This is a genomic window from Nocardia sp. NPDC047038 (assembly GCF_040644075.1).
GTDB classification, from domain to species: domain Bacteria; phylum Actinomycetota; class Actinomycetes; order Mycobacteriales; family Mycobacteriaceae; genus Nocardia; species Nocardia sichangensis.
This window is the reverse complement of the sequence record NZ_JBEYVQ010000004.1, coordinates 370,434-384,634: the sequence shown is the minus strand read 5'-3', so window position 1 is coordinate 384,634 and position 14,201 is coordinate 370,434. Positions and strand designations below refer to the sequence as shown.

Below are 14,201 nucleotides of genomic sequence, written 5' to 3'. Positions count from 1 at the left end.
ACAGAACGGCACACCGGGACAACGTGACCGACGAGTTCAGGAGTGATCATGACCAGCTCTCCCACCCAGGGAATCAAGACCGTGCTGCATCCCGTGTCCGACCTGGCGGCAGCCAAGGCGCTGTTCACCGCTTTGCTCGGCACGGCGCCGCAGACCGACTCGCCTTACTACGTCGGCTTCGAGGCCGAGGGCCAGCACATCGGGCTGGTGCCGAATGGCGGACCGCAGGGAATGACCGCACCGGTGGCCTACTGGCACGTGCCGGACATCGAGGCGAAGCTGGCGGAAGTGACCGCCGCGGGCGCCACTGTGGCGGAGTCCGCCCACGATGTCGGCGGCGGCCGCCTGGTGGCCACCGTCACCGACGTCGACGGCCACGTCCTCGGGCTGATCCAGGACCGATGAGCGCCCGAACCACCATCGAAATCACCCCTGTCCGAGACGAAGGAGACACACTCATGACCGCGCAGAAGTCCGCCACCCGCACCAACGCCAAGGCCAAGACCGCGGTGGGATTCACCGACGAGGAACGCGCCGCGATGAAGGAGCACGCCCAAGAGTTGAAGACGGCCGCGCGCCGCGGCTCGCGCGCGACGAAGGCGGACGGGGAGAAGGACGTGCTCGAGAAGATCGCCGGAATGGCCGAATCCGATCGCGTCATGGCCGAGCGGGTGCACGCCGTCGTCCGAGCCAGCGCTCCGGATCTGTCTCCGAAGCTGTGGTACGGCATGCCCGCCTACGCCAAGGACGGCAAGGTCGTGTGCTTCTTCCAGAGCGCGGAAAAGTTCAAATCGCGTTACGCGACTCTCGGTTTCAGCGATATCGCCACCCTCGACGACGGCGCCATGTGGCCGACGTACTTCGCGCTGACGAAGGTGTCCGCCGCCGAGGAGGCGAGGATCGGCGAACTGGTGCGGAAGGCGGTGGGCTGAGCGCCGGAGTGTCAGGTCACGATGCGGAGTGGATGTTCCAGCAGGTCCTTCAGCTGTTGCAGGAACTGTGCGGCCACGGCTCCGTCGATGGCGCGGTGGTCGGCGGACATGGTGACCCGCAGAATCTTGCGGGTCACCACTTCACCGTCGTCCAGACGCAGTTCGTCCGTGGCCGCGCCGACGGCCAGGATGGCGGCCTCCGGTGGGTTGATGACGGCGGTGAAGTGCTCGATGCCGAACATACCGAGGTTGGAGATGGTGAAAGTGCCGCCGCTCATCTCGTCGGTCCGCAACTTGCGCTCGCGGGCGCGTTCGGCTTTGTCCCTGCTCTCGGCGGCGATCTCGGACACGCTCTTGCGATCGGCGTCGCGCAGCACGGGAACGAGAAGGCCCGCGGGCGTCGCGACCGCCATACCGAGGTTGATGCCACGGTGCCGCAACAATTTGTCGCCTGCGAAGGAGACATTGACCGCAGGGTTGTTCCGCAGCGTCACGGCGACGGCCTTGAGCAGCAGATCGTTGACGCTGACCTTCACACCTGTCTGCGCCAGCGTGGCGTTGACCTGTGCGCGGAAGTCGAAGAGGTCGGTCACATCGATCGCGTTGGTCAGATAGATGTGCGGAGCTTGTTGTTTGCTCTCGGTGAGCCGCGTGGCCGAGACACGCTGGATGGTGGTCAGCGGAATTTCCTCGTAGTCGCCTGCGGCCGGAGCGGGAACCTCGCTCGGGGGAGCGGGGACGACCTTCCGCGGCGGATCGAGTTCGGCTGCACGATGGGCGGATTCGACATCCTGCCGGATGACGCGCCCACCGGGGCCGGTGCCGACGACGGTGGTGATGTCGACGCCGAGTTCGTCGGCGATCTTGCGCGCCAGCGGCGACGTCTTCTTTCGCTGCACCGTTGCGCGGGAGTCGACGGTGGGTTCGGTCACCGTGACAGCCGGAACCGGGCGAGTGTCCGGCTCCGCACCGTGTCCGGCAGGAGCTTGCTCCTCGGCGGGGGCGGGCGTACCCCCGTTCGGGCCGCTCGCGGTAGTTCCGCTGCCGTTGCCGATGACGCCGATCGGTGTTCCGATCGGCACCCGCGCGCCCTCACCGGCGAGGATCTGCTCAAGCACGCCGCTGTCGTACGCCTCGAGCTCCATGAGAGCTTTGTCGGTTTCGATCTCGGCGAGGATTTCGCCTTGTTCGACCGGATCGCCCACCTGCTTGAGCCAGGAGACGACGACGCCTTCCTCCATGGTGTCGGAGAGGCGGGGCATGGTGATTTCGGGCATGAATGTCCTCTGGTCTTTCAGCGTCGCTTGCCCACTGCCGCAAGGGTTTCCACCGCGGCGGTGTACAGCGAATCGGCCGACGGCAGGGCGAGTCGTTCGAGCGGCTTGGCATAGGGCAGCGGCACCTCGGCCATGGCCACCCGGCGGACCGGGGCGTCGAGGTAGTCGAAGGCGCCGTCGGAGATGGAGGCCGCGACCTCTGCGCCGATGCCGTAGGTGAGCCAGTCGTCTTCGCCGATGACGGCGCAGCCGGTCTTACGGACGGACTCGATCAGGGTGGCGCGGTCCAGCGGACGAAGGCTGCGCAGGTCGATGACCTCTGCCGAGAAACCGTCGGCGGCGAGTCGTTCGGCGACCTCGGAGCAGATCGTCGCCATTCGCGAGTACCCGATCAGCGTGATGTCGGAGCCGGTTCTCGTGACCGCGGCCTTGCCGATCTGGACGCTCGGAAGATTTTCCGGCACTTCGCCTTTGGTGTTGTATAGCGACAGGTTCTCCAGGAACAACACCGGATCGTCGTCTTCGATGGCGGCTTTCAGCAGCGCACGCGCGTCGGCCGGAGTGCTCGGCGCGACCACCTTCAGGCCCGGCACGAAGGCGTAGTACAACTCCACGTTCTGCGAATGCGTCGCGCCCAGTTGCTGCCCGCCGCCGCCTGGGGTGCGGATGACCATGGGCACGCTGGTCTGGCCGCCGAACATGCCGTAGATCTTCGCGGCGTGGTTGACGATCTGATCCAGCGCCAGCAGTGAGAAATTGATCGTCATGATCTCGACGACCGGGCGCAGTCCGAGCATGGCGGCGCCGATGGCGGCGCCGACGAAACCCTCCTCGGCGATGGGAGTGTCGCGCACCCGCTTCTCACCGAATTCGGCCAGCAGTCCCGCGGTGATCTTGTAGGAGCCTTCGAAGATGCCGATCTCCTCCCCGATGAGGAAGACATGGTCGTCGCGCCGCATCTCCTCGCGGAGGGTCTCGCGCAGCGCTTCACGATAGGTCATGACAGCCACGGTGATGTCCTTAATGGGTGAAGAGCGGATCGGCGGGCAGGCGACGCGAATCGCCCGCCACGGGCGTCGCGTAGTTGTAGTCGAACAGGCTCGACGGCTCCGGATGGGGGCTTGTGTCGGCGAATTCGACCGCCGCGGCGACCGCGGCCGTCACCTCCGCTTCGAGCGCGGCCACGGACCGATCGTCCAGCACACCGGCGGCGAGCAGCGCGTCGCGCCAGCGCACGATGGGATCGTTGCCGCGGGCGATCGAGACAGCCTCTTCGGTACGGTATTTCGCCGGGTCGACCACGGAGTGCCCTTTGAGACGGTGACTGACCGCCTCGAGCAGCGCGGGCTTCTTCTCGCGCCGAGCGGTTTCGATCAACTCACCGGCCACATCGCGGACGGCGAGCACATCGGTGCCGTCGACACGCTCCCCGCGCATGCGGTAGGCGGCGGCGCGCTTCCACAGATCCGGCTCGGCGGAGGACCGCTCGACCGTGGTGCCCATGCCGGTCTGGTTGTTGATCACCAGGAACACCACCGGCAGGTTCCACAGGGCCGCGATGTTGAGCGACTCGTGGAACGCACCGATGTTCGTCGTGCCCTCACCCATCTGGCACACCACCACGTCGTCCTCGCCGCGGTAGTCGATGGCCAGCGCCGCGCCGACGGCCAGCGGAACCTGGCCGCCGACGATGGCGTAACCGCCCAGCATGCGAGTCGCGGTGTCGTACATGTGCATGGAACCGCCCCAGCCCTTGGAGGTGCCGGTGGAGCGGCCGTACAGTTCCGCCATGACGCGGCCGGGCTCGATGCCTTTGGCCAGCGCGTATCCGTGCTCGCGGTAGTTGGTGAACAAATAGTCGGTCGGGCGCATGGCCGCGCCGAGACCGATCACGGTGGCTTCCTCGCCCAGGTTGAGATGGCAGTAGCCGCCGATCTTCGCCTGCTGATAGCTCTGGGCGGTGCGCTCCTCGAACCGGCGCACGAACAGCATGTCGCGGTACAGGCCGCGCAGGCTGTCGGGATCCTCCGCGGCGATGCGCGCGTCGGCCGGAACGGAGTCGTCCTGTGTCCGTGCGGGTTCGGCGGCGTCGCTGTTGCGCTCCTCGGCGACCGACGCGGAGGTGTGCGCGGCCGTCGACCGAGCCGTCTTGCGACTCGGTTTGCGGGATGCGGTGCTGGTGGTCACGGCAGGCTCCTCAACGCTTCCGGGGCGGGATGTGCACGGGCAGTCCGAGTCCGGCCATGGCCGCCTCCATGCCGATCTCGCCGAGAGTGGGGTGGGCGTGGATGGTGTCGGCGAGTTCGTCGAGGGTCGCCTCCAGCGCAATGGCCAAGGCGCCTTCGGTGATCAGGTCGCTGGCCGACGGGCCGATGATGTGCACCCCGAGCACTTCTCGATGACGCTGTCCGGCAACGATTTTGACGAATCCATCGGTTTCGCCGAAGGTCTTCGCCCGGCCGAGTGCCGCGAAGGGGAATCGGGCGGTGACGACGTCGTGCCCGGCGGCGCGGGCCTTCGCCTCGGTGAGCCCGACGCTCGCGATCTCCGGGTGGGTGAAGGTGGCGGCCGGGATCGCGGTGTAGTCGATGTGCGCCGGATGGCCGGCGATCACGTCCGCGGCGGTGAGGCCCTGATGCGAGGCGACGTGTGCGAGCAGGGCACGCCCGGTGACGTCACCGATGGCGTAGACGTGTTCGACGCCGGTGCTCAGCCGTTCGTCGACGGGGATGAAGCCCCGTGGGTCGGTGTCGATTCCCGCGCGGTCCAGGCCGAGGTCGGCGGTGTTGGGACGGCGTCCGACGCCGACAAGTACCACGTCCGCGTCGAGTTCACCGGCGTGCTCGCCCGCGACGGTGACGCGCAGGGCATCGGTTCGCGCGATGGCTTCGACGGTCGAGCCGGTGAGCACGGTGATGCCGCGCTTGGTGAACGACCGTCCCAGGGCGGCGCCGACGTCGGCGTCCTCCAGCGGCACCAGGGTGTCCTGTAGCTCGACGACGGTGACCCGGCTGCCGAAACTCGCGAACAGGCTGGCCCATTCCGCGCCGACCGCGCTGCCGCCGATGACGACGAGGCGTTCGGGCACCTCGGTCAGCCCGAACGCGCCGTCGGAGGTGATGACGCCCGGCAGATCCGCGCCCGGAATCGGCAGCCGCGCGGGCACCGATCCGGTCGCGATGATCACGTCGCTCGCGCTGATCGTCCGGGTGGCGGTGGCTGTCGGAGCGGCGGCGTAGCGGGGGCCGCCGGGGAAGATCGGCGATTGTCCCGCCTCGAATACCTCGACGCTGGTCGGGCCGGTGAAGCGGGCGTGTCCCTCGATCACCGTCACGCCGTTCGCGGCGAGCAGGCTCGCCACACCGTCGGTGAGTTGCTTGACGATGCCGTCCTTGCGCTGCCGCACCGCGGCGAAGTCATAGCGCACGTTGTCGGCGTATACGCCGAAATCAGCTGCGGCGGTGATGGTTTGGAAGATCTCGGCGGACCGCAGCATCGCCTTGGTCGGAATGCAGCCCCAATTGAGGCAGACGCCGCCCGGGCGCTCCTTCTCCACCAAGCCGACCCGCAGGCCGCGCTGGGCCGCGCGGATGGCGGCGACGTACCCGCCCGGGCCGCCGCCGACCACCAGTAGATCGAAATCCGGCACTCGTGGTGCTCCTCGTCCTCGATGATCCGATCCGCCTCCGGTTGTGGGGCGAATCATCGCTATCGAGTGTTGCCGTAGCGAAGTGCACAGACAATTGCCACGAAGCCCAGTAGTGCAATCGTCGGATTGGGCGCAGCGCCCAATCCGATGAGGTCGGATCAGGCTCTATCCGCCGGCCGGTCGAGGTCGAGGGCGGCCAGGGCCAGCGACAGTTCCACATAGCTGCGCTGGCCTTCGAGCGGGCGGCCGAGCAAGGTCGAGACGCGATGGAGGCGGTTGATCACGGTATTGCGGTGGCAGTGCAGCCGTGTCGCCGCATGGGCCGCCGAGCAGTCGTGCGCCAACCATGCCGCGAGCGTGTCGAGCAAGGTCGTGCGCTCGGCGGCGGGCAGCGCGAGTACCGGACCGAGGGTGTGGGCGACCAGCATGTCGGTCACGTCGGTCGAGCGCAGCAACAGCGCATGTTGGAAGCGTTGGTGCAGCGGCACGAGTCCTGTCGCGTCCTCGGGCAAGGTTTGCAGGGTGAGCAGTGCCCAGCCGTGTGCGGTGCCGACCTGCGCCAGGCCGCCGACGGTCGGCGAGGCGCCTGCTCGTCCGCGAACGTGCGGTTCGATCCGTCGCAACACCGAGGCGACGTCGTGGCGCTCGACCGCTATCAGCCCGACCGTCGAGTCGACGCGATCGTGCCACACCGAACGAATGCCGACCGCGGCCAAGGCCGCCTCGGTGCCGGTGTGCATCGCCTCGCCCGCACCGCAGGCGACGACGACGAGATAGTCGCTACCGGCCGGAAGGTTCAACTCACGTGCGGCGCGCGCGGCGAAGGTGGTGTCGTTGCCCCGGCCGGCGAGCAGGTCCTCGATCAGGGCGTGCCGACGGCGTTCGTCGCTGCGCAACTGCTCCAATTCGGTGTTCCGGTAGGACGTGACCAGCGCCGTGGACAGCCCGTCGATCACGGCCCACAACGCGGTGCCCGCCGCGCGGATCTCGCCGGGAGCGAGATCGTCCGCTCGATCGAGCAGGACCTCCCAGACGATCCGGCCGCCGAGCCGGAACGTGCGCAACATGGCTTCCAGCGGTACTCCCTGTTCGGCACGGCGGCGGCCGATGGACGCGGCGACATCGTCGTCGAACGCGGTCGTCGGAGCACCCAACCGGTCGAGGATGCGGGTCACGTACCGGCGGCAGCCGTCGACCAGATCCGCGCGGGGTACCCGCGAATAATCGGTCCATTCGGGGTTTTCGGTGAAGATCTCCGAGATCAGCCGATCGGTCAGCGCGGGGATCTCCGCACGGCAGGCGGCCACCAATTCCTGCGTGCACGCGTCCGGATGCGCCTTCTTCGATATCGACATGTCGCTCGGGTTCCTTGTCGTCTGCCATGCGCCACGACTGCGCGAGCGGTGGCCTACCACGACCGTATAGCCGTCGGATTGCCGCATCGACAGGGACGCTCCACTCCGACGGGCAGGTGACATCGCCGCACCGCGGCGCAGTCCGGCTGGTGAAGACATCGACAACGCCCTGCCGTCACGAGAAGCCGCAGGACGCGGACGAACGAGAGTACTCGAAGTAGCGGATCTGACCGACTATCTTTACCGTGAATGCGGCAATAAACTGTCGCTCGTGTCGAATCTACGGATCAGTGAGGCCGCCGCGTTGCTGGGTGTCAGCGACGACACGGTGCGTCGATGGATCGATCAGGGCCGTCTGACCGCGATTCAGCTGGACAACGGCCGCAAGGGTGTCAGCGGCCGCGAGCTCGCCGAGTTCCTGCGCGCCACTGCCGAGGCGCCCGCACCCGGTGCGACGGTCGCGGCGTCGGCCCGCAACCGGATGCGCGGGATCGTGACCCGGGTGGTCAAGGACACGGTGATGGCGCAGGTGGAGATGCAGGCCGGACCGTTCCGGCTGGTGTCGTTGCTGAGCCGGGAATCGGTGGACGAGCTCGGTCTGGAAGTCGGCAGCGTCGCTGTCGCATCGGTGAAGTCCACGCACGTCGTCGTGGAGATACCGGAAAGTTGACGAGGATGAAGTTGATTCGCAAGTGGGGTGTCGCCACCGCGACGGTGCTGGCTGTGGTGACCGCGGCGGGCTGTGGTTCGGACGATATGACCGAACACACCGGCACCGAGCATGTCTCGGGCACGGTGACCGTGTTCGCCGCCGCCTCGCTGACCGAGACGTTCACCGAACTCGGCAAACAGTTCGAGGCCGCGCACCCGGGCGTGAAGGTGATCTACAGCTTCGGCGCGAGTTCGGCGCTCGCCGAACAGATCGATCAAGGAGCACCGGCCGACGTGTTCGCCTCGGCGGCGCCGAAGAACATGCAGCAGCTCCGCGACAAGGGCGAAGTCACCGCCGCGCCGGTCACCTTCGTGCGCAACAGGCTCGAGATCGCGGTGCCCAAGGGCAACCCGGGACACATCACCGGGTTGGCCGATTTCGGCAGGACCGCGCCCAAGCTCGCGCTGTGCGCGGAGCAGGTGCCTTGCGGCGCGGCGGCCAAGACGGTGTTCGAGACGGCGAACATCACCCCGCAACCCGATACCCGCGAGCAGGACGTGAAGGCGGTGTTGACCAAGGTGACGCTCGGCGAGGTCGACGCGGCGCTGGTATACCGCACCGACGTGAAAGCGGCGGGCGACAAGGTCGAGGGCATCGATTTCCCGGAGTCCGGCAAGGCGATCAACGACTACCCGGTAGCGCCGCTGGCGCACGCGCCGAACGCGGCCGCCGCGGCGGCGTTCGTCGACTTCGTGACCTCGGACAAGGCCGAGACGGTCTTCGCCGCGGCGGGATTCGACACGCCGTGACCGCGCCCTCGCGGCGGCGGGCGGTGCTCGGGCGGCGACCGGTCGCGCTGATGCTGCCCGCGGGCTGCGGGCTGGCGTTCCTCGTCCTACCGCTCATCGGGTTGCTGGCGCGAGCGCCGTGGGCGACCATGCCGGATCGGTTGTTCAGCGTCGAAGTCGGCCAGGCACTGCGGCTTTCGCTGGTGTGCGCGACCGCGGCCACGGCGATCTGCTTGGTCCTCGGCATCCCGCTGGCCTGGGTGCTGGCGCGCGCCGAACTGCCGGGGCGCGGGCTGATCCGGGCCTTGGTCACCGTGCCGCTCGTGCTGCCGCCGGTGGTCGGCGGTGTCGCACTGCTGCTGGTGCTGGGACGGCGCGGGCTGATCGGGCGGTATCTCTACGAATGGTTCGGTGTCGCACTGCCGTTCACCACCGCCGGGGTGATCGTGGCCGAGGCATTCGTGGCCATGCCTTTCCTGGTGATCTCCGTCGAAGGAGCGCTGCGGGCGGCCGATCCTCGCTTCGAGGAGGCGGCCGCCACGCTCGGCGCCACCCACTGGTACACCTTCCGCCGGGTGACCCTGCCGTCGGTGTTGCCCGGAGTGGTCGCGGGCGCGGTGCTGTGCTGGGCCCGTGCGCTCGGTGAGTTCGGCGCCACCATCACCTTCGCCGGTAACTTCCCCGGCCGCACCACCACTATGCCGCTGGCGGTCTATCTCGCGCTGGAGACCGATCCGGACGCCGCGATCGTGCTCAGCCTGGTTCTGCTGGCCGTCTCGGTCACCGTGTTGGTCGCGTTGCGCGAACGGTGGATCCGGGGAGCGATATGAGCTTGGAGGCCGACCTGCGGATCGACCGAGGGCATTTCGCGCTCGAACTGCCTCTCGCCGCCGCACCGGGCGAGGTGACCGCTCTGCTGGGACCGAACGGGGCGGGCAAGACCACTGCCCTGCGAGCCCTGTCGGGGCTGATCGCGCTGACCGGCGGGCACATCCGGCTGGACGGAACCACCTGGGACGCGCCACCGTCGGCGTTCGTGCCCGCCGAACGCCGACAGGTAGGCGTCGTTTTCCAGGACTACCTGTTGTTCGGGCATTTGTCGGCACTGGAGAATGTCGCATTCGGGCTGCGCGCCCGCGGATGTCGACGTCCCGTCGCGCGGGAGCGGGCCATCGAATGGCTCACGCGGGTCGGACTGGCCGATTACGCACTTCGCAAACCCCGGGCACTGTCCGGAGGACAGGCGCAACGGGTCGCCTTGGCCCGCGCGCTGGCCACCGAACCGCAGCTGTTGCTGCTCGACGAGCCACTCGCGGCACTCGACGCCGGCACCAGGGTCCAAGTGCGCTCGGACCTCGCCCACCATCTGCGCGACTACCCCGGCCACACCGTTCTGGTGACCCACGACCCCCTCGACGCCATGGTCCTCGCCGACCGGCTGATCATCCTCGAAGACGGCAAGATCGTCCAGCAAGGACCGCCCGCGCAGGTCGCGGCGAGACCACGCTCGGACTACGTGGCGACTTTGATGGGCCTCAACCTCTACCGCGGCACGGCTCGCGGCACGACTGTCGACCTGGACGGTGGTGGCAGCCTCACCATCGCCGAACCCGCGGAGGGGCGAGTCAATGTGGCCTTCAGCCCGAACGCGGTGGGCCTGCATCCGGAACAACCCGTCGGCAGCCCCCGCAACAGCTGGCCGGTCACGATCACCGGCATCGAGCAACACGCGCACATCACCCGGATTCGTCTCGACGGCGCACCGCCCGTGCTCGCCGACATCACACCGGCCACCGTCGCCGAGCTGCGACTGCGTCCGGGCCAGCGGCTGTGGGCTGCGGTGAAGGCCACCGAAACTCGTTCCTACCCGGCATGATTCAGTGGCCGCGTCCAGACGCCGTGTCGTCGGTCGAGCCGCCGAGATGCGCTGCGGCCGATCGCAAGCCGATGGTCTCCGCTGCGGCTGTCTAGTCGGAAGCGAGCTGAGCGACAGGCGCGGGTAGGTAGGACGAGCATCGTGGGAGGAAGCATGGACCGGCCGGTTCTCCGACGGCATGACGCGTGCTATCACGCGGTACCCCAGGTGCGGCTCGGGGAAATGGCAGCGGGGCGATACGTCGTAGTCGCCTGTTTCAGATTTGCTATGTATAAGCTGTTCACTTTTTCGGTCGGCATGGAGCACACTGTGAGGGTCGCATCTCTCGAATGAGGGATGCGGCGATCGGTTGCGCTGGGCTGAGTTGTCCGTTCGGTCGATGCCACTGGAGGATTGCCATGAACGTGTATCCACCGATCGCGGAGCACGGCATTGTCGGTGATCTACAGACCGTGGCGTTGGTGTCCTCGGTGGGCACCATCAACTGGTGGTGTACTCCGCGATTCGATTCGCCGAGCGTCTTCGCCGCACTGCTCGACAGCGAGCGTGGTGGTAGCTGTCAGTTGTCCGCCGATCTGGCCGAGGCGGAGGTGACGATTCGTCAGCTGTACCTGTCGGACACGGCCGTGCTGGTCACCCGGTTCATGGCCGAGAGCGGGGTCGGCGAAGTCATCGATTTCATGGAGCCGATCCGCGATCGCGCACCGATCGACCGGCATCGGCTGGTGCGGATTGCGCGGGTGGTGCGGGGCACTCTGCCGTTCGCGCTCAGCTGCCGACCACGGTTCGACTATGCGCGCGCCGCCCACACCCTCACAGTGCACGATCACCGGTCGGTGACCTTTCGCGGGCCGGGCACCGATCTGTGCCTGCAGGCAACCGACCCGGTGGCGTTGCGCGCCGAAGGGGATGATGTGTCCGCGCGGTTCACCCTTTCGGCAGGGGAGACGGCGGTGCTCGTGTTGACGAGCACGGACAGCGGGGGCGCCGCACCGGCGCCCCCGGAGCGGCAGGCTGTGCTCGCGGAGTTGGACGCGTGCCGCGCGTTCTGGCAGACGTGGTTACGATCGTCCACGTATCGGGGTCGCTGGCGGGACATGGTCAATCGTTCGGCGATCACGCTGAAGCTGCTGACGTATGCGCCCACCGGGGCGCCGATCGCCGCGGCAACCATGGGGCTGCCCGAGCAGGTGGGCGGCGAACGCAACTGGGATTACCGCTATACCTGGATCCGGGATGCGTCCCTGTCGGTGCGGGCGCTGAACGATTTGGGTTTCGCCGAAGAGGCGTATGCCTTCCGGCGCTGGTTGCGTGAGCGGCTGGAAGCCGGTGAGACCACTTCTGGTGAGCCGTTGCAGATCATGTATCGCATCGATGGCGATCCTCGACTGGAAGAGGAGATTCTCTCTCACCTGGAGGGTTACCGCGGATCGGCGCCGGTGCGGGTCGGTAACGCGGCGGCCGATCAGATCCAGCTCGACATCTACGGTGAGGCGGCCGACGCGCTGGCGCAGATGTCCGATATCGGCGGAATCTCGGGCTGGCGGGCGATCGCGAACCTGATCGACTGGCTCACCGAGAACTGGGACCGGCGCGACGAGGGGATTTGGGAAACTCGTGGTGGTCAGCAGGAATTCACCTACAGCCGTCTCATGACCTGGGTCGCGTTCGATCGCGGTGTACGGCTGGCGATCGAACACTCTCGGCCCGCGGACGTCGCGCGCTGGACACGGGAACGGGACGCCGTGTTCAACCAGATCGTCGAGCGCGGCTGGAGCTCGAAGCGGCAGGCGTTCGTGCAGCACTACGCCACCGAGGTGCTGGATGCGTCACTGCTGCTCATGCCGCGGATGGGCTTCCTGTCCTCGCAGGATCCGGCGTGGCTGAGCACGCTCGACGCGATGGACGAGGAATTGGTCAGCGACAGCCTGGTCTACCGTTACGATCCCGAAGCCTCCCCGGACGGCTTACGCGGCGTCGAGGGCACGTTCAATCTGTGCAGTTTCCTGTATGTGGAGGCGCTGGCCCGTGCTGGGCGATTGACCCAAGCCCGCTACGCGTTCGACAAGATGCTCACCTACGCCAATCACGTCGGTCTCTTCGCCGAGGAGATCGGCCCGTCCGGTGAGCAGTTGGGCAACTTCCCGCAGGCGTTCACGCATCTGGCCTTGGTCGCCGCGGCGATGGCGCTGGATGAACAGCTCGACCGAGCCGAAGCTCGGCCGGACGGTTCCTGACCCGGGGCCCGCGGATGGCGGAGACGACCGGGGCCAGACCGCGCGGGGTGCTGCTTCCCCTCGCGCTCGCGCAGTTCATCTGTAGCTTCGCCGGTTCGAACATGAACGTGATGATCACCGACATCAGCGCCGACCTGAACACCACCGTGCACGGGGTGCAGGTAACGATCACGATCTTCCTGCTGGTGATGGCCGCGCTGATGATCCCCGGCGGAAAGCTCACCGACCGATACGGTCGCAAGCGATGTTTCGTCGTCGGCTTGGCCGTCTACGGCGTCGGCGCCGTGCTCAGCGCTCTCGCACCGGCGCTGGGGGTGCTGATCCTGGGCAATTCGATCCTCGAAGGTATCGGCACCGCGCTGCTGATCCCACCGGTCTATATCCTCAGCACCCTGCTGTTCACCGAGACGACGTCTCGCGCACGGGCCTTCGGCGCCATCATGGCCATGGGCGGCATCGGCGCCGCGGCCGGGCCGCTGATCGGCGGACTCATTACCTCCGGGCTGAGCTGGCGCGCCGCCTTCGGCTTCCAGGCCCTCGTCATCGTGGCGATCATCCTGCTCAGCCGCCGCATCTCCGACCCGCTGCCCGCGGACCCAACGCGGCCTTTCGATCTCGGGGGCGCGATTCTGTCGGCGGTCGGTCTGATTCTGCTCGTCACGGGCATTCTGGCCGCCGACGACAATCTCTGGTTGATGCTGGCGCTGCTGGCACTCGGTGCGATGTTCCTCGCCTGGTTCTTCGTCTCTTGCCGCAACAAGGAGCGCGCCGGGCACGAGCCGCTGCTGTCGACCGGCCTGTTCCGCAACCGCACGTCCAACCTCGGCCTGGTCACCCAGAACATCCAGTGGTTGCTGTTGATGGGCACCTCGTTCGTCGTCTCGGCGTATCTGCAGGTTGTGCGCGGATACAACGCCATTGAGACCGGCGTCATCTTCACCGCCGCCACCATCGGCCTGCTGGTCTCGTCACTGTCGGCCGGACGACTGGCGCGGCGCCGCGCCGCGCGCACCCTCATCATGGGTGGTTTCGTGGTGACCATCATCGGCGTGGTGATGTTGCTGGCATTGGCGGGCAGCGCGCTGAACCCGTGGGCGTTCGCCCCCGGACTGTTGTTGATCGGACTCGGCCTCGGCGTGATGCTCACCCCGTCGGTCAACGTGGTGCAATCCAGCTTCGGTGAGGAACTGCAAGGCGAGATCTCGGGGTTGTCGCGCAGCGTGTCCAACCTCGGCTCCTCGCTCGGTACCGCGGTAGCCGGGACCATCCTGGTCGCCAATCCCGGCGGACATGCCTACGCCGCCGCGATGAGCGTTCTCGCCGCGATCGGCCTCGGCGGACTGCTCGCCGCGGCGCTGTTGCCCCGCCGCACGGTGTCGGCGCCGCCCGTGGCGTCGCGCGACACCTGACCCGCACCGGCACCGCGGCCGCTGCC

13 protein-coding genes are annotated in these 14,201 nt (G+C 67.6%); 8 read left to right on the top strand and 5 right to left on the bottom strand.

Annotated elements, in window-relative coordinates:
- The first annotated feature begins 48 nt into the window (after positions 1-48).
- Together ABZ824_RS18315 and ABZ824_RS18310 are read left to right on the top strand one after the other, a co-directional pair.
- On the top strand, positions 49-405 hold the full coding sequence (locus tag ABZ824_RS18315) for a VOC family protein (protein WP_356964301.1): 357 nt from the start codon (positions 49-51) through the stop codon (positions 403-405).
- Positions 406-458: 53 nt separating this feature from the next.
- Positions 459-932 (top strand): DUF1801 domain-containing protein, encoded by a 474-nt coding sequence (locus ABZ824_RS18310; protein WP_356964300.1) that lies wholly within the window; start codon positions 459-461, stop codon positions 930-932.
- A gap of 11 nt (positions 933-943) precedes the next feature.
- Here ABZ824_RS18310 and ABZ824_RS18305 read toward each other — a convergent pair whose 3' ends face one another.
- The 5 genes from ABZ824_RS18305 to ABZ824_RS18285 form a co-directional block, all read right to left on the bottom strand.
- On the bottom strand, positions 944-2,209 hold the full coding sequence (locus ABZ824_RS18305; protein ID WP_356964299.1) for a dihydrolipoamide acetyltransferase family protein: 1,266 nt from the start codon (positions 2,207-2,209) through the stop codon (positions 944-946).
- 17 nt (positions 2,210-2,226) lie between these two features.
- Entirely contained in the window at positions 2,227-3,210 is a 984-nt protein-coding gene (locus ABZ824_RS18300) for an alpha-ketoacid dehydrogenase subunit beta (protein ID WP_356964298.1), read from the bottom strand.
- Between the two features lie 19 nt (positions 3,211-3,229).
- The gene (gene pdhA / locus ABZ824_RS18295; RefSeq protein ID WP_356964297.1) at positions 3,230-4,396 is read right to left on the bottom strand and encodes a pyruvate dehydrogenase (acetyl-transferring) E1 component subunit alpha; all 1,167 of its coding nucleotides are present in this window, start codon (positions 4,394-4,396) and stop codon (positions 3,230-3,232) included.
- A gap of 10 nt (positions 4,397-4,406) precedes the next feature.
- Positions 4,407-5,858 (bottom strand): dihydrolipoyl dehydrogenase, encoded by a 1,452-nt coding sequence (lpdA, locus tag ABZ824_RS18290; protein WP_356964296.1) that lies wholly within the window; start codon positions 5,856-5,858, stop codon positions 4,407-4,409.
- Positions 5,859-6,016: 158 nt separating this feature from the next.
- Positions 6,017-7,213 carry a helix-turn-helix domain-containing protein gene (locus tag ABZ824_RS18285; protein ID WP_356964295.1) on the bottom strand — a complete coding sequence of 399 codons (1,197 nt, stop codon included), beginning with the start codon at positions 7,211-7,213 and terminating at the stop codon, positions 6,017-6,019.
- Between the two features lie 271 nt (positions 7,214-7,484).
- Between ABZ824_RS18285 and ABZ824_RS18280 the strand changes: the two genes are divergently transcribed.
- The 6 genes from ABZ824_RS18280 (at position 7,485) to ABZ824_RS18255 (ending at position 14,175) form a co-directional block, all read left to right on the top strand.
- Positions 7,485-7,883: a TOBE domain-containing protein gene (locus ABZ824_RS18280; protein WP_355073899.1), complete on the top strand. Its 399-nt coding sequence runs from the start codon at positions 7,485-7,487 to the stop codon at positions 7,881-7,883.
- 5 nt (positions 7,884-7,888) lie between these two features.
- Positions 7,889-8,674 carry a molybdate ABC transporter substrate-binding protein gene (gene modA, locus ABZ824_RS18275; RefSeq protein ID WP_356964294.1) on the top strand — a complete coding sequence of 262 codons (786 nt, stop codon included), beginning with the start codon at positions 7,889-7,891 and terminating at the stop codon, positions 8,672-8,674.
- Positions 8,671-9,483 (top strand): molybdate ABC transporter permease subunit, encoded by an 813-nt coding sequence (gene modB / locus ABZ824_RS18270; protein ID WP_356964293.1) that lies wholly within the window; start codon positions 8,671-8,673, stop codon positions 9,481-9,483. The genes modA and modB overlap by 4 nt, the downstream gene beginning before the upstream one ends.
- The gene (locus tag ABZ824_RS18265; RefSeq protein WP_356964292.1) at positions 9,480-10,529 is read left to right on the top strand and encodes an ABC transporter ATP-binding protein; all 1,050 of its coding nucleotides are present in this window, start codon (positions 9,480-9,482) and stop codon (positions 10,527-10,529) included. The genes modB and ABZ824_RS18265 overlap by 4 nt, the downstream gene beginning before the upstream one ends.
- Before the next feature lie 398 nt (positions 10,530-10,927).
- Positions 10,928-12,766, top strand: a complete 1,839-nt coding sequence (locus ABZ824_RS18260) for a glycoside hydrolase family 15 protein (protein WP_356964291.1) — start codon at positions 10,928-10,930, stop codon at positions 12,764-12,766.
- Between the two features lie 14 nt (positions 12,767-12,780).
- Positions 12,781-14,175: an MFS transporter gene (locus tag ABZ824_RS18255; RefSeq protein ID WP_356964290.1), complete on the top strand. Its 1,395-nt coding sequence runs from the start codon at positions 12,781-12,783 to the stop codon at positions 14,173-14,175.
- Positions 14,176-14,201: the final 26 nt, after the last annotated feature.

Excerpts from the sequence above, each read along its gene's own strand:
- ABZ824_RS18315 (WP_356964301.1), top strand. The coding sequence starts at position 49 with ATGACCAGCTCTCCCACCCAGGGAATCAAGACCGTGCTGCATCCCGTG.
- ABZ824_RS18310 (WP_356964300.1), top strand. The coding sequence starts at position 459 with ATGACCGCGCAGAAGTCCGCCACCCGCACCAACGCCAAGGCCAAGACC.
- ABZ824_RS18305 (WP_356964299.1), bottom strand. The coding sequence starts at position 2,209 with ATGCCCGAAATCACCATGCCCCGCCTCTCCGACACCATGGAGGAAGGC.
- ABZ824_RS18300 (WP_356964298.1), bottom strand. The coding sequence starts at position 3,210 with ATGACCTATCGTGAAGCGCTGCGCGAGACCCTCCGCGAGGAGATGCGG.
- ABZ824_RS18285 (WP_356964295.1), bottom strand. The coding sequence starts at position 7,213 with ATGTCGATATCGAAGAAGGCGCATCCGGACGCGTGCACGCAGGAATTG.
- modA (WP_356964294.1), top strand. The coding sequence starts at position 7,889 with ATGAAGTTGATTCGCAAGTGGGGTGTCGCCACCGCGACGGTGCTGGCT.
- ABZ824_RS18265 (WP_356964292.1), top strand. The coding sequence starts at position 9,480 with ATGAGCTTGGAGGCCGACCTGCGGATCGACCGAGGGCATTTCGCGCTC.
- ABZ824_RS18260 (WP_356964291.1), top strand. The coding sequence starts at position 10,928 with ATGAACGTGTATCCACCGATCGCGGAGCACGGCATTGTCGGTGATCTA.
- ABZ824_RS18255 (WP_356964290.1), top strand. The coding sequence starts at position 12,781 with ATGGCGGAGACGACCGGGGCCAGACCGCGCGGGGTGCTGCTTCCCCTC.